The sequence below is a fragment of the Haloarcula sp. CBA1127 genome, assembly GCF_001485575.1.
GTDB lineage: Archaea > Halobacteriota > Halobacteria > Halobacteriales > Haloarculaceae > Haloarcula.
This window is the reverse complement of the sequence record NZ_BCNB01000006.1, coordinates 2,053,556-2,076,393: the sequence shown is the minus strand read 5'-3', so window position 1 is coordinate 2,076,393 and position 22,838 is coordinate 2,053,556. Positions and strand designations below refer to the sequence as shown.

Here is a 22,838-nt window from a genome sequence, read left to right as displayed (position 1 = left end):
AGTGTTTGAATGTCTGTAAATGATACCCGCTGTAGAGATAGTCCACTAGTTTGATAGATGTCTGTTTCACAACGTACATTAGTCCGTGAATAATCTGATCTACTGATAGGTGCCCACACTACAATATCGTCATGGTTGGAAGAGATTGTGTACAATCGGAGAAGAATAGGGGAGCCTCATGCTAACTACTGGTATTAATGATGGGTTATCTTACCCAACAGCTTTATTATATGCTGCTTTGACATGATATCCTGTGTGGGAACCATGCGGTACCTATCAGAAGTTAGCTATTGAAATCAGATAAAATGAGGCCTACTAGCCGTATTCAACGAAAGCAGTTCAGGGGAGTGGCGAGCGTATGCCGCTAGCCGCACCAGTTACAGCCGAGGTACGGGAATGACAATACAAGCAAACCAGGCAAATCAAGCGGATGAACGGGGGATCGCAGCCAGCACTGCAGACGAGTTTCTTGTCACGCCGGAGAGCGAAGTCACGCCGGTTTTGAGCGTCGTGATGCCCACTCTCAACGAGGAGAAAGGGATCGTAGAATGTATCGATTGGATCAAGACCGCGATCTCGGAGTTGCGCGTTCCAACTGAGATCATCGTAAGCGACAGTTCGACCGACGCGACTCCGGAGCTAGCTCGCGAGCGGGGTGCAACAGTCGTGACACCTGACGAACCGGGCTATGGCTATGCGTATCGCTACGCGTTCGACAAGGCACGAGGAGAGTACATCGCGATGGGCGATGCCGACACGACGTACGATTTTAAAATGATTCCACAGCTCCTCGAGCCGGTCCAGAACGGCGACGCGGACATCTGTATGGGGAGTCGACTTGAGGGAGAGATCCGTGACGGGTCGATGCCGCCGCTGCATAAATACGTCGGCAATCCGCTGTTGACGCGGTTCCTGAACACGTTCTATGGAGCCGGTGTCAGCGACGCACACAGCGGCTTCCGTGTGTTCACCAAGGACGCGCTCGAAACGCTAGAGCTAGAGACGACTGGGATGGAGTTCGCCAGCGAGATGATCATGGAGGCCGGCGCGAACGATCTCACCATCGAGGAGGTCCCGATTATCTATCACGAGCGGGAAGGCGAGGAAACGCTCGATAGTTTCAGTGACGGCTGGCGACACGTCCGATTCATGCTCGTGAACGCGCCGGATTATTTGTTCTCGTATCCGGCTCTGTTACTCGTCTCTGCCGGGGCCGTGTTGATGTCGCTGTCAGCCGCCCAGCTGTCGGTCGGTGGCGTCAACTTCGGCATACAGACCATGGTCGGCGGGTCGCTGCTGGCAATCGTCGGGTATCAGGTCTGGACGCTGGCGCTGTTCAGTTCCATCGCCGCGAACCCTATAAACAAGCCCGAGGGTGTGCTTGTCGGCATGATACGGGAGCGGTTCCAGTTGGAGCACGGCGCGTCCATCGGCATTCTCGCGGCTGCAGTCGGCGTTCTGTATCTCGGGAGCGTGTTCGGACAGTGGCTGCTCGCCGGGGAAGCGGCGTTGCCGTCAGCCACGGCGACCCTTCTGGCCTCGACAGTCGTGGTCCTCGGGCTACAGACAGTGTTCGGGTCGTTCTTCATGAGTATGCTGGCAGACAGCAGCTAATCATTGACTGCCGTTTTCGCGCACTAATCAGTTCTGCGTACACCTGCTAGAGCACGTTCCGTTCTCGACGCACTCGATATCGGGCTGCGTTCGGTTCTCGGCAACAAATTCCCACTCGTTTCGACCCACACTGTCGGTGCCGTTCGAATAGGTGAGTTGTCTGTACAGCCCGTTGTAGTTCATCACGCTGTCGTACTCTGTCTGGGAGTAGCGCTCCTCGTCGATACCGTCCTGATGGGCGTCGAGCCCCATCGCATGCCCGAATTCATGCATGAACAGCGACGCGGTGATCTTCGTCGAATCGAACCGCTCCATCGCCGCAATTTCAGGTCGTCCCGCGCCGACGAAGTAGTCGTCACCGTTGTAGGCGACGTCATCGGTGAGCAAGACATAGTAGTAGCCGTCAGAACTGTACTCCGAATGGTTGGCCCGGAAGTCGTAGATATCGTTCCCGGCACCAGCGCGGGATTTCGAGTGGACTGTTCCGTTGGCCGAGAGGTTCGTATCGTCCGTGACTAGATGGATATCGATCCCGGTGGAGTCGTCGGGGTTCGAAACGGGTGCATTCGCAAAGGTCTCGACAATAGAGGTCTGGACTGAGTCGCTGAGCGTCGTTGACTGTGTAGAATCGACTTCGACGTAGATGTCCGTTCGCAGCGGGTCTGCATCCGGGATAGCTTGCTCACAGCGGACTTCCATGCCGTCCGGATAGCCGTCGCCATCCGTGTCCGCGTTGGTCGGGTCAGTGTCATAAACGGACCGCTCTAGCGGATCCGACAGTCCGTCTCCGTCTGTATCAGTGGCGTTCGCATCGGCCTGTACCTGCTGTACGTCCGGAGTATCGGCCCCACCACCGCTAGCAGTGTTCACCTGCGACAATGTCCCGGCGACTGGAAACGCGACACCGGCGAGAAGCAGCGCCACGAAGACGACAGCACCGGCGCGAAACATCGGCAGGCGACAGAACCAGTTGTTCGCGAGACGGCGGGCGCCAGCTGAGATATCTGTGAGCATAGTTCTAATATTAATACTGATTCCAGTAGCTATATTCAGCTAAGTTCCTGACTCCCAATGTATCGAAGCCTCAGACCACTCATGACTCAGAATTCCTGTGTGACGGTTAAGTAAATAATCCCCCAAATATCAATATCGATTTCGATACTGATGAGGGGTGCGGACTCTAAGCACTCGGCTGTGTCTGTCGGTATCTTCAATGGGCTCGGTTCAGTAACCGAAGCTAATGCGTGTCACCCGGCGGTTCTGGCTCACGATCACTGCTATCGGTAGTCTCGTCGTGGGTGGTGGGCTGCTCGATGCACCCCTGTTAGTCGTCGGGGCCGTCGGGCTCGCAGGCTGGCTGCTCGCAATGCAGTTTGCGTTCGTCCGCGGCGTGTCACGGCTCAAGGACGAACTCACAGTCAGCCAGTCGCTCGACCGGTCCCGAATACGGACCGACGCCGAAACGAAGTACACCCTTGAGGCATCAGTTGCCGCGGCCAGCGATCACCTGCCGCTCTCCGTTGAGGCAAGGATTCCCCTCGCAGCGCGGATGGAATCGGGCATCGTTCCGGAAATCAATCTCGGTGCGTCGATGCAATCCTCGTCGATGACGCTTCCGCTCACTTGGGGGACTGTTGGCAACTACACCCTTCCCGGAGCCACAGTAACCGTCAGTGACAGCACCGGGCTGTTTACCCAGTCGTTCACGACGGCTCCCGGCCCCGAACTAGCAGTCGAGTCGCCGTCGGTCGGCCCGATTCACGTTGGCCAGAGCGGGAAACAGTTGCTACGCGGTGTCGGCGAGCACGATGCTCGGGGGCGGACGGGTGGCCTGTCAGCCGAGGAGATTCGAAAATATGTCCCGGGTGACGCACTGAAATACGTCGACTGGAAGGCGACTGCCAGGCTAGACGAGACGCACGTCCGCAACTACGAGGCCGAGAGTAACCGTAGCGTGGTGCTCGTCCTCGATCACCGGCAGACACTGGGTGATGGGACACCTGGCGAAACGAAGCTAGATCACCTCAAAGCGGTCGCCGCAGCGTTCCAGCAGCGTGCCGAAACGACCCGTGACCCGTTGGGGTATATAACTGTCGACGACGCGGGCGTGACGGAATCGAGAATCCCTGTGGCGAGAACCGAAGCCTACAGGTCGTGCCGGCATCGGATCAACGACCTCGACACCGAAACTGAGACGCCGGCAACAGCCACCACGAGAGCGGCTCACACCGAAAGGATGACACGGACGGTAAACCCGACGACGGACACACAATCACCGATGGAAACGACGTTGCTCGCGTATCGAGATGCCGCCGGATCAAAACGACACCTTCCCAACCAGCCGCTGTACAACGGGTTCCAGGTGGCACCACACGAGGTACGCAGCGCGGACCTGCTGGTCATCTGTACCGACGACAGCAACCCGAGTGAACTACGGAACACGGTTGGACTGGCGAGGCGCAACGCAACGGAGGTCGTCGTGTTTATCGCTCCATCAGTAGCCTTCGATACAGACCTCCTCACCGATCTCGATACCGCATACGAACGGTATCGAACCTTCGACCAGTTCCGGCGTGAACTGAACGAGGTCGACTCGGTGACAGCCTACGAAGTTGGGTCCCCGGAACAGATCTCGGCTATTCTGTCCGGCAGCCCAGCGAACACAGACCAGAGGGAGTACGCATGAGCGTCGCACTGAAAACGAGGGCACGCTCGCTCCGATCACTGCCCACCGTACTCGGCCTGCTGGGCATCGTCGTAGCCACAGGCGGACTCGTCTGGGACGGGCCGGTATGGCTTGGCTTCGTCGGTGTTGTCCTCGGCGGTCTCTACCTGTCCGGAACACCCGTTCTCGCGGTCGTGCTCGGACAGATAGCGCTCGTCACAGTCGATACACCATCACTGCTACCGCTCGTCCTTGTCGAAAGCGGCCTGTTCCTTGCGCTGCTTTCGGTAACTATCGAGACGCCCGACGGCCGAGTCGCCGGCAGCCTCGTCGCACTTGTCGTTCCGCTGCTGGGCAGTCTCGCCTGGCTGTCGCTCTGGCGCTGGAACGTGGCCCCCCTCAGAGCCGGGTTCGCTCTCCTCGTCGGGATTGCCATCGTCGGCTATCTGCTCCATCGCTATCTGCTGATAGAACTCGACATCGTAACTAAAGACGCAGTTTCGGATCGTGATTTCCTATGAGCCAACCCGAGCCTACGCAACCGGATGCATCAGGTGATGACAGCACCCAACAGACCGATATTGTGCGGGACCGCCAGACACTCGAAGCGGAGATGGAAGTGTTACGGGAGGAGAACCGCCGGTTGCGCGACTCCTACGCGCATGCGAAGCGGGCAACGTTCAGACGGACCGCAGTGGGCTTCTTTGCGGTTGGTGGACTATCCCTCATAGCGGCGTTCCTCTTTCCAGCCCTGCAGACGATCTTCATAGCGTTCGCTGGAACCGGTGTGTTTGCCGGAATCGTCACGTTCTATCTCACTCCCGAGCGGTTCGTCTCGGCGTCGGTCAGTGACACGGTGTTCGACACGCTGGCCGATGTCGAACAGCACCTCGTCAGCGAACTGGAACTCCAGACCGAGACGGTGTATGTCCCAACGGCATCCCGTCCGGAGACGAATGCGCGCCTGTTCGTCCCCCAGCACGTCGAGTACGCGGTTCCCGATCCAGAGCAGTTGGGAGAACTGTTCATTACGAGCGGTGCCGAGGCGGAGCAGGGCATATCGCTTCCCCCGACTGGAGACCGTCTGTACAGCGAGTTCGAGCAAACGATATCGGGCAAATTCGGCAACGACCCCGATGCAATAGCTGCACAACTGACCACAGCCCTGTCCAAGCAGTTCGAACTCGTCGATGACACAACAATCGAAATCGATGGCGGGAACCGAACCGCTTCTATTGCTATCAGCAATCCCGCATTCGGCGACATTCACCAACTAGATCACCCAGTGGTGTCCCTGCTCGCGGTGGGGTTTGCCACGGGACTTGATCAACCGGTTACTGTCGACACGCGCGATGACGACCGGTTCAGCGGTGTCGTGATTGTTTCGTGGGACGCACTCGAACAACCATCGGCGCAGTCCAGTGGCGCGGCGGCCCAAGAACGAGAGACGACATCAGCCCCGGAAAACAGCTAGCGGTCCGGTCGCTACTCGGACTCTCGTTTCGTCCCGCCGTCGCCGACCGCTGTCTCGATACCCGTACTGTGGTCGGTGTCGGACCCCGGCGGCGTAATCGACTGAAGGATTTCTTCGATAACCGTTTCGGCGCTGATCTGGCTTAGTTCGGCGTCGCTGTTCATAATGAGACGATGCCGCAACACCGGAAGCGCCATCTCTTTGACGTCGTCGGGAATGACGTACTCCCGGCCGTTCAGACGGGCGGCTGCTTTGGCCGTATCCTGCATGGCGATTGTCGCCCGCGGTGAAGCCCCGTGAACGACGTTTCGATGGTCCCGTGTCGCGCCAACGATGTCGAGAATGTACTCTTTGATGCTGTCTTCGATGTGTGTCTCGGGGACTACTGACCGGGCGTCCAGAAGTTCGGCCCGGGAGATAACCTGCGAGATAGAGTCCGCATCAAGCGTCGGGTTCGCGTCGAACCGGTCGAGGATGGCACGCTCCTCCTCGGAGTTGGGAATCTCAGTGACGAGTTTCATCTGGAACCGGTCGCGCTGGGCCTCCGGGAGTTTGAACGTCCCTTCCATCTCAAGTGGGTTCATCGTCGCAACGACGGTAAACGGCGTCGGGAGTTCGAGTGTCGACCCTTCGATAGACACCTGCCCCTCCTGCATCGCTTCGAGCAGCGCGCTCTGTGTTTTCGGCGGGGCGCGGTTGATCTCGTCAGCGATGGCCAGATTGGTAAACACCGGGCCTTTCTGCAGTTCGAACTCGCCGTTTCGCTGGTGATACACTGTCGTTCCGGTGATGTCCGCGGGGAGCAGATCAGGCGTCATCTGTACCCGAGAGTGCTGGAGATCCGTCGCGTTGGCGACGAGCGTGGCAATCGTCGTTTTCGCGACACCGGGAACCCCCTCAAGAAGCACGTGGCCGCGTGTAAGCATGGCAACAGTAATGTGCCGAAGAACCTGCTCGTTCCCGATAAGAACTGTTTCCGTCTCCTCTCTGAGACGGTCGTACAGTACCGACGGATCAGTCATTACGCTGACGTTCGGACCGCTGTTTAATAATGGCTTCCGTTACTCGCTCTACCTGTGCGGTTCCCCAGTCTGGATGACGGACTCTGAGATACTTCTCAACGCCATCCCGGGAAAGATGCGGGTCCGGCTTGCGGCCTCTATGTTCCCGGAGTCGGTCTCGGAGTCGATCGTCGAGACGGCGGTCGTACGCGAGCAGCGTCCCGACCAGCACGACGCCACAGAACAGCAACAGCACGTCCGACCGCTGCACGGCGAGGACGGCAGCGGCCACTGGCGGAACACTGCTGGCGCGTGAATAATCCAGTAGGGCCGTGTCGTGATTAGCGACGATGTTCTGGACGAACCGTCGGTTGTCACCACGTTCGAGCATCGCGTTCACGAAGATACTCGGATCACTGACGGCGATAACTCGACCGTCGCCGACCGGTTCGCTCGTGACGACGGGTCGGGACGCTAACTGCTCCTCGCCGTCAAGGTTGGCGTTCCCGTTACTGTCGAGATAGGCGTACTCGGAAGTGTTGACGAGTGTCGTCGCGTTGCCGGCTCTGACAGTCGTCCCGTAGTTGAGGACGACAGTATCGACGCCTGTAGTCTCTGGATAGTCGCCGGCAGGCGTCGCTTCCGGGAGCGAGGAGTTCCGGTAATAATTTCTGTTGTCGTACACCGGGCGGCCGTCGAAGCGTGCATCTGCACCGATAGCAGCGAGTAGCTCATTTCCGTGTGGGCGGTAATCCTCAGCGACGACGAGTGTCCCACCGCTTCGAACGAACTCAGCGATTCGTGTCCGCTCACTTGACGAGTACGGCTCGGCCGGCGAGAGAACGACCGCAACGGTGCCGTCCGCGTCACTTGTCGGATACTGACTGACGTTCGTTCCGACGGTCGCGTTTGCACCGGCGTCAGCTGCGACAGTTCGGAGTTCGCCCGCCCCGTCCCACTTGGAATTATACGCACCGAACGCTGCTGAGGACGTGCTTGCGGCGTAGACGAGCGCGATAATCGTGAGAGCGGTGTAGGTGGCAAGTAGTAGCTGTGGGAGAGTGAGCGATGGCAGCCAGGAATCGTCAGGAGACGGTGTCGATGCCATCAGATCAGCCCCGGCGGTAGAATCGCAAGGATCCGTTTGATGACCACGTAGGCAAAGCCCACCAGACCAAGTGCGATGAGCCACCAGAGCCGCCGTCGCCAGCGCGGCGACACGGCCTGCGGTGCAACCAGTTCGACAGTAACGAGAAATCCGATCAGCGAGACAACGAAAAACAGCTCCAGCGTTAGCGCATCCAGGAGGGTCAACACGAGGATGGTACCAAGTACCCACGTGAGATGCCCGTAGATGAACTGCTGGCGCTGTTGTGTCGCCATGGTAGCTTTGTCACTTGTACTGCCAGTTAAACTTCCGGAATAGACGTGGGCTAATCAAATAGTTAACCACCTTATGGTTTGTGTCGGAATCATACGCCCCAGCGCGAAGGGCGAAATCCGCCCTGTAGTATCTGAGCGATTAACCGTTCTCCTAGCGCTAGTTTTACGAATATTATACTTGTTGATCGTTATAGTGGTGTATTTGAATTTGGTTTACTTTTTGAGAGAGACAGCTGATAGGTTACTATTCATAGTCTTCAGGTGTTGGAATATCGACGCTGAGTGTATCTTCAGTTGAGGTAGAAACCGCAGTGTCAAACAGGTCCTGATACTGGAACTCTCTCTCACCCTTGAATGGCCCGGGCCGCTCAAAACTGGCAAGGTGTATATTCTGAGAATCTGTATTTCCAGTAAATCCGATCTCGATTGTGCCCGCATCAAAGTCAATATCGAATTCTTCATCGGCACCAATATCTGGATACCCACCCCCGTCACCAGTAGGGTTCTCTGCTTTCGTCGGAGAGGTTGAATTGCCTAACGCAGCGCGGACCAGCTTTGCATCTGCTGCGCTGTAATTCGGTGGCTCAGGCACGTCTCCGATTCCGAGATCAGCCTGCCAGAACACTTTTGAACAGAGAAGTACGTTGCTGACTGCCTGAACAGGGCCCTCGCCGTCATGTTCCTGAGCATCAAACGATCCCTCGTAGTCATCGATTGACTTCCTGAAGACACCAGCTCCGGTTTTGACCGATATTGTATGCACGTCATAGACATCGTCAATGGAGGTGAAATCAAACGCGAGCACCTCTTTTTCCTCCTTCGTTTCAGTGACGGTAAAGTCAAAGGAGTCACCAGCCTCCAGAAAATCGCTGCCCTCTTCGAACCTGAATTCTCCACCCTCTACCTCGTATTTGGCGAGTAAAGCAGTCCCCTTAGGACAGGTATTTTTACCACCAGTTGGGGGTCCTCCACCGTTGTTATCGCCTTGTTTGCCCTTTCGTCCGTTTCCATTGCCTCGTCCGTTCTTATTCGCTCTCCCTGAGACAACTCCAGATATCGAGCTGGTCACTGCGATACCGCTTACAGTGCGAATTACAGAGCGCCTTGAAAATCGACTGTCTTGGTTTTCATCTGACATACAACAGTCCTTACGACTAATGCCATTTTAGTTAACACTGGGTTTTGTTAATACTCTCATCTTACCGCGTAAAGTAGATGAAACCTTACTAATCAAAGCACTCTCATTTTCAGCCGAGATCAGAACATGGCGCGACAGCGTTGAATGGAATGGGGCCCCGACGGTACCCCAGAGGATTACCCGGTCGCACGCATTCTAGTAGAGCTGGGTTATACCGCCAAAGGTCTTCGACGCCTGATTCAGTGATCGATTAGAGGAGGGTGCATCCCAGGCGGTAACTGAACGGTCAAAAAATGTAAATAGAGTAGACATTATATTTTGATTGTATTAATATGATACACGATGTTGAAATAGAACAGCTTCAGATGAATGTGGATGAGCGAGGCCATCTAACAGAGATCTGGCGGTCTGACTGGGATTTTTTTCAGGGAGATGACGAACCTCAGATGTCCTATTTTTCTGAGACCTATCCCGGTATTGTACGCGCTTGGCATCGCCATAATCGAGGGCAAGTAGATCATTTCGTCGTTCTTCGGGGGAAGGCAAAGGTGGGAATATACGACGAACGGGAAGGGTCACCGACAAACGGGGAGTTAGACACGTATATTATTGGGGAAGGTAACATGAACGCGATTCGGGTTCCGGGAGATTGCTGGCACGGATTCAAAGCAATCGGTGACGAGCGAGTCCTTCTGGTAAACTTCCCAACGAACCTGTATGACTACGACGACCCTGACGAGGAGCGGATACCCTACGACACGGACAGAATCCCACTCAACTGGGAGGAACCCCCCCACGAGTAATCATGAAGGGAGTACTTCTCGCAGGCGGTACGGGGTCGCGTCTCTATCCAATCACCTACACCGGGCCAAAGCAGCTGGTGCCAATCGCGAATAAGCCTGTTCTCGACTATGCGATAGCGGACCTGCGAGAGGCCGGCATTACCGAAATCGGCGTAGTTCTGGGTAACAAGGGCCGGGACGCAATTCAAGAGCACTTGGGAGATGGGTCCGCATACGACGTTGAAATCACGTATATCGTCCAGGGGGATCCACTGGGACTTGCACATGCAGTCGGCTGTGCCCGAGATTTCGTCGGTGATGACTCGTTCGTCGTGTACCTCGGTGATGATCTCATGCGCGACGGGATCACGGATATGGTTGCCAACTTCGATTCATCAGAGTACAGCGCCGGTATCGGTTTACAGGAGGTGGATGAGCCATCCAGATACGGGATTGTTGAGGTGAACGACAGCGGTGATATCGTTTCGCTGGTCGAGAAGCCGGATAATCCCCCGAGCAATCTCGCCTTGATCGGTATCTATGTATTTACGCCAGCGATTTTCGAACAGATCGAGACACTGACGCCTTCGTGGCGGGGTGAACTTGAAATCACAGATGCTATTCAGGGGTTACTGGAAACCGGAAGTCGCGTTCAGTCACACCTCGTGCATGGGTGGTGGAAAGACACCGGGAAGCCTGAAGACGTGCTACAGGCGAATCGACTCGTTCTCGACAATATGGATGGACAAATCGAAGGCGATATCCAGGATGGAGCATCTGTCAGTGGGCGGGTCGAACTCCAGAAGAACGCAGTTATCGAGGGCGGTGCTGTCGTCCGTGGTCCAGTCTCGATCGGGGAAGGAACGTGTGTCTGTTCTGACAGCTACATTGGACCATATACGAGTATCGGAGAGCAATCGATCGTCGATAACGTCCACATAGAGGCCAGCGTAACGATGGGACACAACGAAATCAAGACCGATTCTAAAATCGTCGATTCGCTTGTCGGCCGGGAAGCCTGCGTAAAATCGAGTGACAGTAAACCCGAGGGCGAGCGGATAACTGTCGGCAGGAACTCGACATTGGAACTGTAACCATGCACATTATCACACATACGTGTCCTGAATGTGGGACTATCACAGCAGGCAACGTGCTGGAACAGCGTCGGGAGATGAAGTGTCCCGGTCTGAACTGTGACAATATTCTCAAGTATTCCGACCTTTCGGGCGACGATAGGGCGTATATTCTTAATAACCGAGACATGTATTCCACGGAGTAGTGTGAGCCAGTAACAATGACAGTGCTAGTCACTGGTGGCCTGGGATATCTGGGCTCGAGTCTTATACGTAAACTCCCAACCCACCCAAAATTCTCCGGTTCGACGATTCGGATTCTGGACAACTTTCGACAGCCGAGATTCCACTCGCTATGGGATCTCCCGGCGTACGCTGACTACGATTTCGTCGAAGGTGATATCAGAGACTCATCAGTGAGGGAAGCAGCGCTTGAGGATGTCGATACCGTGTTCCACCTCGCGGCGATCACCAATGCTCCTGAGACCTTCGATATTCCCGAAAAAACGTGGGAAGTCAATCACGAAGCCGCTGTAAACCTGTTTCGTGACGCCCAGAAATCAGGAGTTGACGAGTTCGTGAACGCTGTTACCTGTTCAGTGTACGGACGTACTGAGCAAAAGATCACCGAACACTCCGAATGCAATCCTGAGTCACCGTACGCAGAGGCAAAACTCCAGGCAGAATCAGACATGTTTGCGGAGTATGACGGCGAGATGGACCTTACAGGACTCCGACTGGGTACTGTTTATGGGTGGAGTCCCGGAATGCGGTTCGATACTGTCGTTGACAAGTTTGCGTTCCTCGCTGCTACCGATCAACCCCTGACGGTATATGAGGGGGCTGAAGATCAAAAACGACCGTATTTACACGTCCAAGATTCCGTCCGATCGATGCTGTTCGCTGCGGATGAACTCGGTGACGGAGAGGCATACAACGTCGTTGGAGAAAACGGCCGTCTGCAAGACGTAGTTGATGCGATTACGAAGCACTTCCCAGATGTCGAGATCGGCTACACCGAGGCTGAGCAACTGAACCAACTGTCCTACATCGTAAGCGATGAGAAAATCCGGTCACGCGGATTCGAAACGGGTCATACGTTGGATCAAGGGGTGGAAGAACTCGCCGATAAGTTCCGTGCGTTTCTCTAAAGAGGTCGTTCCAGTAACTACTGGTGTGTATGGACCCCACTGAGTACACGTGAGTGAAGGTATGGCAATGGAATCTGGGCGGTTTCCAGCCTTCCGCTCGCAGTTATAGACATCATCCGACTCAGTAGTTGCGTGGAGTCAGTACCTGATAGCTAGTGCGAATTCATCAAGACCAGAGTAGAAATCTTGGAAAATAAAAGAGGCAATCGGATCCCATCAGAGAGATACCAGTTCATCAAATACTGAGTTGCTTAAGATTCCCTTATTTGCAATAATTCGTTTCAAATTGATCCGATATCTCAGAAACCGGTGTATACTTAATCAGTTACTAATGCTACATGACAGTACTGATGACGGAGACAGTATTCATAACTGGAATCGCCGGCTTCCTTGGAAGTCATCTGGCTGACGAGTTCATTCAAGAGGGGTATGAGGTTGTAGGGAACGATAATTTCGTTGGCGGATATCAAAACAACGTTCCTCGCGAAGCCGAGTTTTATGAAATCGATTGTAATGATGTCTCAGAAATGAAGGCTGCCATGGCCGATGCCGACATCGTCTATCACACTGCTGCTCTAGCGTATGAGGGGTTGAGCGTCTTTTCGCCTGCTCGGGTCAACAAGAGCATCTACCAAGCAACTTCTGCAACGTTGTCGGCAGCGGCTGATGTCGGCGTCGACAGATTTGTGTATTGTTCTAGTATGTCTCGGTACGGCGAAAACGAAACGCCATTCACAGAGGATATGGAACCCCGCCCACAGGATCCATATGCTATCAGTAAGGTCGCAGCCGAGGACATGGTTGAACTCATGGCAGATATCCATGATTTCGAGTACGTCATAGCTGTCCCTCACAATATCATTGGTCCGCGACAGAAGTTTGACGACCCCTTCCGCAACGTCGCAGCGATATTTATCAATCGTATGCTGCAGGGGAAACAACCGATTATTTACGGCGACGGGGAACAGAAACGGTGCTTCACGTTTATTCAAGACGATATTCGCCCGTTGCGAAAGGTGGCTACAAACCATAATGTCACTGGTGAAGTGATTAACATCGGCCCGGACGATGAGTTCGTGACTATCAATACACTCGCAGAGACCATTGCAGAGATTATCGGCTTCGAACTGGATCCGATATACAAACCTGATCGCCCACAGGAAGTCAAGCTTGCCAACTGTTCGGCAGACAAGGCCAGAGAGCTTCTAGACTACGAGGCACGATACACTCTCCGTGATGGTTTGCAGGAGATGGTTGAATGGATCAAAGACGAGGGCCCCAGAGATTTCTCGTACCACATTGACGTTGAGATAGTGAACGACCAGACGCCGGACACATGGACTGACGAGCTAATCTGACGTGGCGAAAGAGAGACTGAAGCCGTGGTTGCGCTCCGCCACAGGGTTCCGTATTATACCACACTTACTTGATAGTACTCTAAATCTTATTATTACACTGGACAAACAGGCCCTCTCGTATGAGCGAATACGTCCTTTCGATAAATCCTTGCGTCGGGAATCTCGGATCTCACGACCCAAGTGCGGTACTCTTCAAGAACGGACAACTGGCGTTCGGCGTTGAAGAAGAGCGGCTTACCAGAGAGAAACACGCCGAAAACACGTTTCCAATGAATGCTATCGAGGCGTGCCTCGAATACGCAGATATCAGTTTGTCGAACGTGAAGAAAGTACTGATTCCGTGGAAACCTCGCCTTTTTTACAGAATGTTCAGCCACGATATCAGCACAGTTGTCACAGAAACAGAGGGCGTTGCTGAGGCGATTACACAGCTTGAAGGTACAGTAAAACGCGATGTTGGCCCAACGGTATACTCTAAGTGGGCTGTTCGGAACACCCTCTCTGAGTTCGGTGAGTACACTCCCCCTATCGAAACCATAGAACATCACCGGTGCCACGCAGCGAGTGCATTTCACCCATCCGGCTTCAACGAGGCACTAATCGTCACTATGGATGGGCGAGGCGAGTACGACTGTACCGTCGTCTGGAAGGGAAATTCCGAGGGACTCGAACGGTTGCGAACGTATGAGTATCCCAATAGCCTTGGATTCTTTTTCGGAGCGGTGACAAAGTTTCTGGGTTACTACCCAAACAACGGCGAAGGCAAAATAATGGGACTTGCCCCGTATGGGGATCGAAACGATGAGATCGAACAGATCCTCAGAGAGGAGATCAACACCGGGTTAGAGTATGATGTCAGTACGCTTTCGAAGGGCAATTTCGAATACGCGACGAGGAAGTTAGAGGAAATCTTTGATCGCCCCAGAAAGCAGACCACTGATGAGTTTTCGCAGTGGGAGCGAGATCTTGCACATGTCACGCAAAAACTGGTGGAGGAAACAGTCACCGAGATAGTTACCCACTACAGTGAGCGTCTGGATGTGGATAAAGTAGGGTTAGCAGGCGGTGTCGCACTCAATTGCAAAGTGAATAAAGAAGTTATGGAACTCCCCTGCGTCGAGAGTACATTCGTCCAGCCTGTCTCAAACGATGCTGGTGCTGCGGTCGGAGCCGGGTTGTTGGATGCGGGCATCACTGCCACCGAAGATATTTCTACCGTGTATTGGGGCCCGGAATACACCACAGAATCAATTGAGTCGGTGCTACAAACGAACAAACTCAGCTATGCTAAACCAGACGACCTGTGTCGAACAGTTGCAGAGCATATCGCTGATGGCAAGCTCGTCGGATGGTTCCAGGGCCAACTCGAAATGGGTCCTCGAGCACTTGGCAATCGCAGTATACTGGCTGATCCACGATCGGAAGCCTCACTCGACCGCGTAAACGAATTCGTGAAGCATCGTGAAGGATGGCGGCCGTTTGCCCCGTCACTGCTTAAAGAAGCCGGTGACCAGTATCTGGTTAATTTTGAAGAAGCGCCATTCATGATCAAGACGTTCGATGTTGTGGAAGAAAAGAAGGCAGAGATCCCTGCGGTCCTCCATCCAGCTGACGATACCACACGACCACAGACAGTTCGCGAGGATCAAAACCCCCGTTACTACGGTTTGATTAGTGCATTTGAAGAGATTACCGGCGTTCCAGTGGTTCTCAATACATCGTTCAATGATAACGGAGAACCGATCGTAAATCAGCCTGTTGAGGCGATTAAAGACTTCTACGGGATGGGGTTAGATATCATTGTCTTAGAAGACATACTGATCGAAAAAACCTAGTATAGCTGTAAACCGAGAGAGGACTTGCTTACGTATGTTTCCGAGAATAATCACGGCTGTCACCTTTCCCGATTGGGCAGCGAAACGTTAGCTATTGGCGAATTGGAACTATGCTTGCTTGAACGTTGTCTTCTTTTTTATTCTGAACTCCGCGTCCCCACTAGATGATCTAATGGGCGAGATCCCCGGCCAGCGAGATACTGCTATCAGGAATAGTGGGGCCATCTTTCGGTATCGGTGCAGCAGACAGGTGGTTAGTGTTGTCTAAAAGCTGTCTGTAGTTGGGGTCGGCTTAACAGAGGTACGAAAAGATCAGTAGCGAGAATACTGTACGTAGCAGCTACGGCAGTCCTATCAGTGAATTTTATAGTATGTCTGTTCGAGTGTCTCTCTAGTGACAGTACTGACAAATACAGTGGACTACAGTGGTGACGATGAGGAGTCCCGACAATAGGACCTCCACCGACGTTGCTATCGTTGTTCAGGGGAATTACCCGCTTGACAGAGACGTTCGCACGCGGAAGATGGCGAAATCACTGGACGAGTCCGGGTCGAACGTCGTCATACTGGGTCGGAATTCACTGGAAGATCCGGACCTTGGGCAGGTCAAAAGTTCGCACCCACCCCGTGAGGAGGATATCGACTACGCCCACGTCAGGCGCTTCTCATGGCTGCTTTCGACACCGCTTTTCAGGCTTATTACCGCAAAGGTACCAGTGAACCCATTCTGGATCCTCTGGCTGGTGGTTCAGTTCCGAGCTATGGAACCAGAAATCGTGATTCCGTGTGATATCCGTGCGGGCCTCCCCGCAATCGTCGCTGCAAGACTCTGTGGAATCCCAACGGTGTTAGATCTCCGAGAGAATTTTGCGGAACTAGCCCGCGAGAAACCAGTCGAACACGTTCTGGATCACGTCGTACTCAACACCACACTGGTTGGGACTGTCGAACGCCTTACCGTGCAGTTGGCTGACCTAGTTTGGGTCGTTGCAGAAGAACGGAAGGAAAACCTAGTCGCTGCCGGAAAAGCCGAATCAGCGGTCCACGTTGTCGGGAACGTCCCGCTTGTGCGAGAGATATCGTCATTTACTGACAAAAGCGGCGAGTACGACAACGCGGACTGGCCTGGATTCACATTCGTTTACGTGGGTTCGATTAACAGGTTTCGCGGTCTGGACTTGCTCATCGACGGAATCTGGCATGCGAACAGGACTTCGGACCATCAGCCGATTCATCTGGCGATTGCCGGGGATGGACCAGATAAAGAACGACTCGAACGACGTGCCGAAACGCTGGGAATTACCGAACATGTGGACTTTTTGGGATGGATTCCGCCGGATACGGTTACCTCGTTTCTCCGGTCAGGGGATGTCGGTGTTATCCCTCACGAGGTTAGCTCGTACACGAATCAAACGATTCCGAACAAACTGTTCGATTACATGAGTGTGCAGCTCCCAGTTTTGACAACGCCGACTCGTCCGACAGCCCGAATTGTAAACGACGTGAATTGTGGAAAAGTCCTTCCCTACCATGCTACAGGGAGTGTAGCTGGAACAGTTATGAGAGAAATGCAGCAGTCCGATGGATATTCAACCTGGGCAGAAAACGGTCGATTGGCCATAGAAAGCCGGTATAACTGGGAACAGGAAATGGAGAGGGCGTGTAGCATCCTTACAAACCGGTTCAATGTGCAACTATAGCTCTGGATATCTGCCTATCTGGGTGTGAGCTTCTGGGACCGAGTTATGAGAATATTGTCACAGCGCGACCATCAGTTGTTATCCGTCACAATGTGACCGATAAAACTCATATAGGTCATCCCCGACCGTCTCTGGGGAGTAATTATCACGGACATGATCGTATGCAGTGCTTCCCAGTTCCTGCAGTAGCTGCTCGTCCCGATACAGGCGAGTGAGGGCACTGGCAAGGGACTGTGAGGACCGTGGCTCGACAACGAGACCGGTCTCTTCGTCCTCGACGACGAACGGGGGGCCGCCGACATCTGTGACGACCGTCGGGAGGCCACACGCCATCGCTTCAACGAGGACCCGACCAAACTGCTCGGTCCACCGCTCTGCCGCAACGCTCGGGAGAACCAACACATCGCTCAAATTGTACGCAGCTTGGATATCTTCGAGATATTCGAAGTGATAAACCGCCGGATTATCGCGGACATGTTCGTTATAATATGATCTGTCAAAGGAGTTCTCTCCAAGAAGAAGTAGCGAGATGTCATCACAATCCTCTTGCATTGTCTCAAACGCATCTAACAGGAACGGAATGCCCTTGCGTTCGTTTAGCCCATGGACGAACAAGATATTGAACGTCGATTCGATCTTAGCAGGGAGTGATACTGCATCCGCGTCTCTGGGACCCGGCTGAAATCGGTCGAGATTGACTACGTTCGGGAGAATCTCTACCAAGTCCGGGTCAACACCTTCATGTATCAATGCTCGTTTAGACGCCAGCGTCGGAGATGTGAACCCGTCAGCATGGCGGTTCACGGTTTTTTTGACAACCCACGTTAGCGGGTTTGCAGGCCTGTGTGGAATGTTTTCGTGAGCATCGACGAAGAAGGTTGTATCCGTTTGAGCACACAGCAGTGCAACGCAATACGAATAGATCCGGTAATTTTCTGTGACATGGACTGCGTCGTGCTCATCTACAACCTGTCGTAAGCCCGTCAATGCGATACTGGGAAGTTTGTACTTTTCCAAGGCGTGGTATACGATATTCTCCTGTCCGAACGCATCGGTTTTGCCGTCCCACCAGTGCAGTGATTCGATTGGCAGGTTGAGCTCAGATGTATCAAACCATTGTGGGTCGCTCTCGAAGCCAGTAATGTCTATGTCCGAGTACGCGTTGTGAACGTACTCCCAGAGAAGCGTGCTATTTGGTCGGAAATACGGACCCCGGATAATAGCGACGTCTGTTGGCATTCTATACTCGTCTCCGCAGCGGTCGGTTTGTCTCCTGAGCCACTATCGTCCCCGTATCGCTTGGCGTTGGATCACTTCCGACGTGCTGTTCAGTAGCGGTGGGCATCGAACACAGACTCATAGCAATCGTACTTGGCTGCAGGCTGGAGGGAGCCATCATACTGGGTTCGTGTCGAGCAGCCATAATAAGTACAATTAGTCTACCAGGTACCCCAGATCCGTCAATTGCTGTTTCATATCGGCACTGAGATTGGCCTCGCGTGCGGTTCCGATCGGTTGCCCAAACGTTTCTTGCCACTGCTCTAGTTCATCCCGCAGCTGAGTAGTGGTCTCCGGTCGCTCCTCTGAGAGATCTGTATCTTCATCTGGCAGTTTGTATAGATCGGTTTCCGTGGCGCTGCGAATGAGTTTGAACTCGCGAGTTCGAAGGGCCCGCATGCTGTCCCCATGTATGCTCGACGGATCGAAATCCGGATTGATGTCGGTCAGATCATCAAAATCAAGCGGTTGACACCGCTCCGAGACGGTCCAGTCTCGCTCATCGGATGTCAGATCTACCCCCTGTAATTGTTCGACCTCGCCAGAGATGTCCTCGACAAGCGTCTTGATGAGGTCAATGTGTTGAACAAGTGCGTCCGACTGAACGTGCTCCGAGCCAGGGCCGTGGATGACTAGCGGCACATTGAGGAGTGCATCGTCGAGATGGAATTCGTGGCCGATAACGTTACGTTCGCCGAGAAGTTCTCCGTGGTCTGCTGTAATAATAAACAGCGTTTCGTTAGGTGAATCCTGTTCGGTGATAAAATCGAACAGTTCGCCAACACAGGCGTCTGTATAGGCGACCTCTGCGTCGTACATCGCTCTCAGAATCTCCGATTCCTCTTCAGTTAATTCCAGCTTCCCAGTATTGTACTCCCAGTTGTGTTCCTTGACATGATTGACGACTTGAATTGCCGTCTTTCTATCAACCCCGAGGTCGGCTAAGTAGCGTTCCTGATACGGAATCGGAGGGAGATACGGATCATGCGGGCCAAGATAATGTAGGAACATGAAATACGGATTCGCGTCTTGGTTCAGCCGCCGAATATTTCGCTTGGCCAATTCATTAACAATGTATGCTATCGAGTGGTCGACAAGGTCCGTTGAGAAGCCAACAGAGTGGTTTCTAATTCCAAGCAGATACTTGAGGAGGATGTCGATATCGACCGTCTCCAGCAGTGAACTGACGCTACCGAACCAATCGAACTCATCAAACCCACGATGAAGTCCTGTTGCCCGGCTAACATGTGAGTTTCGAGAGATTGCGACAGACTGGTACCCTGCCTCGCTCAGCAGTTCAGGAACCGTTTGTAACTCGGACGGAATCGCGTTCTCGATCATATTCACACCGTGAGCCGATGGATAGACACCTGTCAGCATTGATGAGACCGAGGGTCTCGTCGCGATGGCATGAGAAAAGCAGTTTGAGACGGCAGTTCCCTGCGCCTCGTTAGCAATCGCTTGGATGTTCGGTGTTGTGTTTCTCTCGTATCCATCCATTGTGGTGTGGTCTGCCCGAAGCGCATCGATGACAATCCAGACAATATTCGGGTGATGACCAGCTTCCATAGCCAACCCCAGGACGCACGGATACATCGTTATTGGTAAAGTACCTTCCATAACCGCCTGCCCAGTGCGATTTTCGCAACGACGCGGTCCGAGTTCACATTTGTAATTATGGCTGATCGGTCGTGGCTCTAGAACTGGATTAGCTGGACGTCTGAGGCGGGTCGTCAGCAAGCTCAGCCACAGACGAATTGCGAAATTACTGGTGGTGGGTAGATAGTTCAGGCGCTGTTCCCCCAACGGACATGGGAATTTAATATCCAGGTAGCGGTATGTCGGCAAAATGAGAGGGACCAACGGGAGGATCTACAGTCAGTTGCTACAGCAGACAGATAGTACCGATTGGCCGGGTAGTCCAAAAGACACAGATACCGAGCGGGAGAGGGAATCCGCTCGTCACAGCCTTGCTGGAGGAGATGACTTTGACGATAACAAACCGGGACAAGGCAACAGCTGGCGCTCAATTACAGTAGCACTGGAGTCATGAATATCGTCGTTATCGGCGGAAGCGGACTCGTTGGACAAAACATCTTGCGAAGCTGTGAGGAGCGTGGCATTTCAGCGACCGGAACGTATAGAACAGCACCTGATACAGGAACTAACAGAGAGCTAGATAAGACAGACCCTGTATCAGTGCGCGAACTTCTCCAAGAGATTGAACCGGACGCAGTCGTAGATACAGCCGCGTTTCACGCTGTTGATGACTGTGAATCCGAGCAAGAGCGCGCGTGGACGGTCAACGCACAGGGGACGAAACACGTGGCTAGCGCCGCAGACGCTGTCGGCGCACAGCTAATTTATCTCTCGACGGATTACGTATATTCTGGAGCACCGAGCGATGCACCGTTCAGTGAGACAGACTCCGTCTCACCAGTTAATTACTACGCACGGACGAAGTATGCTGGCGAACAGGCAGCAAAAATCGCTACGGAAACGACGGTGCTACGACCAAGCGTAATCTATGGTCTCGCCAGCAGCAACTTCGTCACGTGGGCTATCAGCGAGCTACGAGCAGGCAATGAGATATCGATCGTTGACGATCAGGTTTCTACCCCCACGTACGCGCGCGATCTGGCGCAAGCTGCATTGGCGGTTGCCGATCAGAACCTCACAGGCGTGTACAACGCAGCCGGACCGACGCGAATGTCGCGATATCGATTTACACGTGATCTGGCCGCATCATTCGGGTTTAATCAAGACCTGATTTCACCGATCTCTACCGAAGAGTTCGGCCAGGAGGCACCTCGTCCGACAGATAGCAGTTTGGATTCGTCGAGAATTTCAAATAACGCAGATATATCATTTCGGTCTCATTCGGCAGTCTTCGACAAGCTGGCAGAGATATCACAATAATTCTTCAGTGCAAACGTGTTATTGCATTGGAACAGTCTCTATCGAGTAGCCGACCGCTACTGATGCAAATAAGTTCTATTTTCGCCGTTCAGTAGCCACCATCTATCTATATGACAGAAAGTCCTATTTTTGACAGTAATGGCTATTGACAGCTTTGCCGTTGGAAGAACACCGGGCTTGTACCATCATGAAGCCGAGTGTTAGTGTCGTAATATTAACAAAGAATCCGGGGAAACAGTTTGAGGAGATACTGTCTGCAGTTGAGAGACAGTCGTATTCTGGACCCGTAGAAACCGTTGTGGTCGATTCCGGATCAACGGATGGAACACTTTCACGAGCGGAGGCCCATGGCTGTACTATTTATACCATCAATCCAGAGGATTTCCACCACAGTAAAACCCGGAATTTCGGGGCAGAGAACGCCTCCGGAGACATACTCGTGTATCTTACCCATGATGCGACGCCTAGAACGGAAGATTGGCTAGAAAACCTTGTCAATCCAATTATCTCCGATCAGGCGGGGGTTGTGTACGGCCGGCAAGTCGCGTACCCGGACGCAAAGCCGATGAATGAATTCTTTTACTCGCACTTCTATCCGGACCAACGCAACACACTGACTGCAGACGATACGACAGACACACGGCAGTTCTTCCTCGACAATGTGTATGTTTCGGACGTATCAGCGGCCATCGATAGAGATATTTGGGAGCAATATCGGTTTCAGGAGGCCATCAATATGTCCGAAGATAAAGACTTCGCGCTCCGGGTTCTCGATGGGGACGTGAATATCGTCTATGAGCCTGAGGCTGTGGTCTACCATTCACATGATTATGATCTTAGAGAGAATCTGCAGCGGCGATTCGAGGACGGGCGGGCGTACGCAACCATCGCCGCAGATGGAGAGGACAATTTCGTCTCAAATGGGGTGCAGTACGTTATTAATGAAATGAAGTATCTGGTCAAGAATGGATACATACACTGGCTGCCCTACGCAGTGCTTTACGACTTCACACACTTTTTCGGGTTCCAGTGTGGGAAGTTGTTAGGCCAGTTTGAGAACCTTGAGCGGTAGTTGAGACCAGTATATGCGCTACGCAAGGGCGATATCTATATGCGAAATCATACTGTTATAATTATTGAAATCCATATCAACGCAATCGATGCAACCTCCAAGATCGATTGAACCCGGATGAGACGGTTAATATTTGGCTTTCCTACTTTTTTGACCGCTGTATTCATTACCCTCTACAGTGTTGTTATCAGTACTTCATTTCTGTCGTAGTATCTGGTAAGTTCCCCGCAAATAAGTGAACCTAGCTAGCTGAATAGCGATAGTAACTGTATCTTACTCGTCGGAACGGTATTTCAGGGACTCCCTAATCACCCACACGAGATGTTCAAAGTAGATTCACCCCAATCCAATTTGAAAACAGAGACCATCGAGTGTCGGTATCGACAGATTTCGCT

The 22,838-nt window shown here is 53.3% G+C and carries 19 protein-coding genes; 12 read left to right on the top strand and 7 right to left on the bottom strand.

Going from position 1 to position 22,838, the window contains the following annotated elements; translation table 11 throughout:
• The first annotated feature begins 396 nt into the window (after positions 1–396).
• Positions 397–1,614 carry a glycosyltransferase family 2 protein gene (locus tag AV059_RS15020; RefSeq protein ID WP_058995684.1) on the top strand — a complete coding sequence of 406 codons (1,218 nt, stop codon included), beginning with the start codon at positions 397–399 and terminating at the stop codon, positions 1,612–1,614.
• A gap of 27 nt (positions 1,615–1,641) precedes the next feature.
• Here the strand turns inward: AV059_RS15020 and AV059_RS15015 are convergent, their stop codons facing one another.
• Positions 1,642–2,628 carry a hypothetical protein gene (locus tag AV059_RS15015; RefSeq protein WP_058995682.1) on the bottom strand — a complete coding sequence of 329 codons (987 nt, stop codon included), beginning with the start codon at positions 2,626–2,628 and terminating at the stop codon, positions 1,642–1,644.
• A gap of 226 nt (positions 2,629–2,854) precedes the next feature.
• Between AV059_RS15015 and AV059_RS15010 the strand changes: the two genes are divergently transcribed.
• Genes AV059_RS15010 through AV059_RS15000 form a run of 3 tightly spaced genes read left to right on the top strand, consistent with a single transcriptional unit; the run spans position 2,855 to position 5,753 of the window.
• Positions 2,855–4,300, top strand: coding sequence for a DUF58 domain-containing protein (locus AV059_RS15010; protein WP_058995680.1), 1,446 nt, complete (start codon positions 2,855–2,857; stop codon positions 4,298–4,300).
• Complete coding sequence (locus AV059_RS15005; protein ID WP_058995678.1) at positions 4,297–4,800, top strand: hypothetical protein; 504 nt, start codon at positions 4,297–4,299, stop codon at positions 4,798–4,800. Before AV059_RS15010 ends, AV059_RS15005 begins: the two co-directional genes overlap by 4 nt.
• Positions 4,797–5,753, top strand: a complete 957-nt coding sequence (locus AV059_RS15000) for a hypothetical protein (protein WP_058995677.1) — start codon at positions 4,797–4,799, stop codon at positions 5,751–5,753. The genes AV059_RS15005 and AV059_RS15000 overlap by 4 nt, the downstream gene beginning before the upstream one ends.
• Before the next feature lie 11 nt (positions 5,754–5,764).
• On the opposite strand, the gene AV059_RS14995 is transcribed toward AV059_RS15000, so the two are convergent.
• The 4 genes from AV059_RS14995 to AV059_RS22105 all read right to left on the bottom strand — a co-directional run bounded on the left by AV059_RS14995 (position 5,765) and on the right by AV059_RS22105 (position 9,275).
• Positions 5,765–6,775, bottom strand: coding sequence for a MoxR family ATPase (locus AV059_RS14995; protein ID WP_058995675.1), 1,011 nt, complete (start codon positions 6,773–6,775; stop codon positions 5,765–5,767).
• Positions 6,768–7,862 (bottom strand): DUF4350 domain-containing protein, encoded by a 1,095-nt coding sequence (locus tag AV059_RS14990; protein ID WP_058995673.1) that lies wholly within the window; start codon positions 7,860–7,862, stop codon positions 6,768–6,770. The genes AV059_RS14995 and AV059_RS14990 overlap by 8 nt, the downstream gene beginning before the upstream one ends.
• The gene (locus tag AV059_RS14985) at positions 7,862–8,137 is read right to left on the bottom strand and encodes a hypothetical protein (RefSeq protein WP_058995671.1); all 276 of its coding nucleotides are present in this window, start codon (positions 8,135–8,137) and stop codon (positions 7,862–7,864) included. The genes AV059_RS14990 and AV059_RS14985 overlap by 1 nt, the downstream gene beginning before the upstream one ends.
• 244 nt (positions 8,138–8,381) lie before the next feature.
• Positions 8,382–9,275, bottom strand: coding sequence for a hypothetical protein (locus AV059_RS22105; RefSeq protein ID WP_154021037.1), 894 nt, complete (start codon positions 9,273–9,275; stop codon positions 8,382–8,384).
• A 332-nt stretch (positions 9,276–9,607) separates the two neighbouring features.
• Here AV059_RS22105 and AV059_RS14975 point away from each other — a divergent pair, with 332 nt between their 5' ends.
• The 6 genes from AV059_RS14975 to AV059_RS14950 all read left to right on the top strand — a co-directional run bounded on the left by AV059_RS14975 (position 9,608) and on the right by AV059_RS14950 (position 17,174).
• Positions 9,608–10,078, top strand: a complete 471-nt coding sequence (locus AV059_RS14975) for a dTDP-4-dehydrorhamnose 3,5-epimerase family protein (RefSeq protein ID WP_058995668.1) — start codon at positions 9,608–9,610, stop codon at positions 10,076–10,078.
• Between the two features lie 2 nt (positions 10,079–10,080).
• Positions 10,081–11,151, top strand: a complete 1,071-nt coding sequence (locus tag AV059_RS14970) for a glucose-1-phosphate thymidylyltransferase (RefSeq protein WP_058995666.1) — start codon at positions 10,081–10,083, stop codon at positions 11,149–11,151.
• A 200-nt stretch (positions 11,152–11,351) separates the two neighbouring features.
• Positions 11,352–12,281, top strand: a complete 930-nt coding sequence (locus tag AV059_RS14965; protein ID WP_058995664.1) for an NAD(P)-dependent oxidoreductase — start codon at positions 11,352–11,354, stop codon at positions 12,279–12,281.
• A 350-nt stretch (positions 12,282–12,631) separates the two neighbouring features.
• Positions 12,632–13,639 (top strand): NAD-dependent epimerase/dehydratase family protein, encoded by a 1,008-nt coding sequence (locus tag AV059_RS14960; RefSeq protein WP_058997626.1) that lies wholly within the window; start codon positions 12,632–12,634, stop codon positions 13,637–13,639.
• Positions 13,640–13,758: 119 nt separating this feature from the next.
• The gene (locus AV059_RS14955) at positions 13,759–15,474 is read left to right on the top strand and encodes a carbamoyltransferase C-terminal domain-containing protein (RefSeq protein ID WP_058995662.1); all 1,716 of its coding nucleotides are present in this window, start codon (positions 13,759–13,761) and stop codon (positions 15,472–15,474) included.
• Between the two features lie 434 nt (positions 15,475–15,908).
• The gene (locus AV059_RS14950) at positions 15,909–17,174 is read left to right on the top strand and encodes a glycosyltransferase family 4 protein (RefSeq protein ID WP_058995660.1); all 1,266 of its coding nucleotides are present in this window, start codon (positions 15,909–15,911) and stop codon (positions 17,172–17,174) included.
• Positions 17,175–17,252: 78 nt separating this feature from the next.
• Here AV059_RS14950 and AV059_RS14945 read toward each other — a convergent pair whose 3' ends face one another.
• Together AV059_RS14945 and AV059_RS14940 are read right to left on the bottom strand one after the other, a co-directional pair.
• On the bottom strand, positions 17,253–18,413 hold the full coding sequence (locus AV059_RS14945) for a glycosyltransferase family 4 protein (protein WP_058995657.1): 1,161 nt from the start codon (positions 18,411–18,413) through the stop codon (positions 17,253–17,255).
• Positions 18,414–18,608: 195 nt separating this feature from the next.
• Positions 18,609–20,021: a sulfatase gene (locus tag AV059_RS14940; RefSeq protein ID WP_058995655.1), complete on the bottom strand. Its 1,413-nt coding sequence runs from the start codon at positions 20,019–20,021 to the stop codon at positions 18,609–18,611.
• 480 nt (positions 20,022–20,501) lie between these two features.
• On the opposite strand from AV059_RS14940, the gene rfbD reads away from it, so the two are divergent.
• Positions 20,502–21,371, top strand: coding sequence for a dTDP-4-dehydrorhamnose reductase (rfbD, locus tag AV059_RS14935; protein WP_079990784.1), 870 nt, complete (start codon positions 20,502–20,504; stop codon positions 21,369–21,371).
• 187 nt (positions 21,372–21,558) lie between these two features.
• Positions 21,559–22,443, top strand: a complete 885-nt coding sequence (locus AV059_RS14930; RefSeq protein WP_058995652.1) for a glycosyltransferase family 2 protein — start codon at positions 21,559–21,561, stop codon at positions 22,441–22,443.
• Positions 22,444–22,838 lie beyond the last annotated feature (395 nt).

What these genes read in the sequence shown, in the direction of transcription:
- AV059_RS14985 (WP_058995671.1), bottom strand. Translation starts at nt 8,137, where the DNA reads ATGGCGACACAACAGCGCCAGCAGTTCATCTACGGGCATCTCACGTGG.
- AV059_RS22105 (WP_154021037.1), bottom strand. Translation starts at nt 9,275, where the DNA reads ATGTCAGATGAAAACCAAGACAGTCGATTTTCAAGGCGCTCTGTAATT.
- rfbD (WP_079990784.1), top strand. Translation starts at nt 20,502, where the DNA reads ATGAATATCGTCGTTATCGGCGGAAGCGGACTCGTTGGACAAAACATC.
- AV059_RS14965 (WP_058995664.1), top strand. Translation starts at nt 11,352, where the DNA reads ATGACAGTGCTAGTCACTGGTGGCCTGGGATATCTGGGCTCGAGTCTT.
- AV059_RS14930 (WP_058995652.1), top strand. Translation starts at nt 21,559, where the DNA reads ATGAAGCCGAGTGTTAGTGTCGTAATATTAACAAAGAATCCGGGGAAA.
- AV059_RS14940 (WP_058995655.1), bottom strand. Translation starts at nt 20,021, where the DNA reads ATGGAAGCTGGTCATCACCCGAATATTGTCTGGATTGTCATCGATGCG.
- AV059_RS14970 (WP_058995666.1), top strand. Translation starts at nt 10,081, where the DNA reads ATGAAGGGAGTACTTCTCGCAGGCGGTACGGGGTCGCGTCTCTATCCA.
- AV059_RS14955 (WP_058995662.1), top strand. Translation starts at nt 13,759, where the DNA reads ATGAGCGAATACGTCCTTTCGATAAATCCTTGCGTCGGGAATCTCGGA.
- AV059_RS14945 (WP_058995657.1), bottom strand. Translation starts at nt 18,413, where the DNA reads ATGCCAACAGACGTCGCTATTATCCGGGGTCCGTATTTCCGACCAAAT.
- AV059_RS15000 (WP_058995677.1), top strand. Translation starts at nt 4,797, where the DNA reads ATGAGCCAACCCGAGCCTACGCAACCGGATGCATCAGGTGATGACAGC.
- AV059_RS15005 (WP_058995678.1), top strand. Translation starts at nt 4,297, where the DNA reads ATGAGCGTCGCACTGAAAACGAGGGCACGCTCGCTCCGATCACTGCCC.
- AV059_RS14960 (WP_058997626.1), top strand. Translation starts at nt 12,632, where the DNA reads ATGACGGAGACAGTATTCATAACTGGAATCGCCGGCTTCCTTGGAAGT.
- AV059_RS15015 (WP_058995682.1), bottom strand. Translation starts at nt 2,628, where the DNA reads ATGCTCACAGATATCTCAGCTGGCGCCCGCCGTCTCGCGAACAACTGG.
- AV059_RS14995 (WP_058995675.1), bottom strand. Translation starts at nt 6,775, where the DNA reads ATGACTGATCCGTCGGTACTGTACGACCGTCTCAGAGAGGAGACGGAA.
- AV059_RS14990 (WP_058995673.1), bottom strand. Translation starts at nt 7,862, where the DNA reads ATGGCATCGACACCGTCTCCTGACGATTCCTGGCTGCCATCGCTCACT.
- AV059_RS15010 (WP_058995680.1), top strand. Translation starts at nt 2,855, where the DNA reads ATGCGTGTCACCCGGCGGTTCTGGCTCACGATCACTGCTATCGGTAGT.
- AV059_RS14975 (WP_058995668.1), top strand. Translation starts at nt 9,608, where the DNA reads ATGATACACGATGTTGAAATAGAACAGCTTCAGATGAATGTGGATGAG.
- AV059_RS15020 (WP_058995684.1), top strand. Translation starts at nt 397, where the DNA reads ATGACAATACAAGCAAACCAGGCAAATCAAGCGGATGAACGGGGGATC.
- AV059_RS14950 (WP_058995660.1), top strand. Translation starts at nt 15,909, where the DNA reads ATGAGGAGTCCCGACAATAGGACCTCCACCGACGTTGCTATCGTTGTT.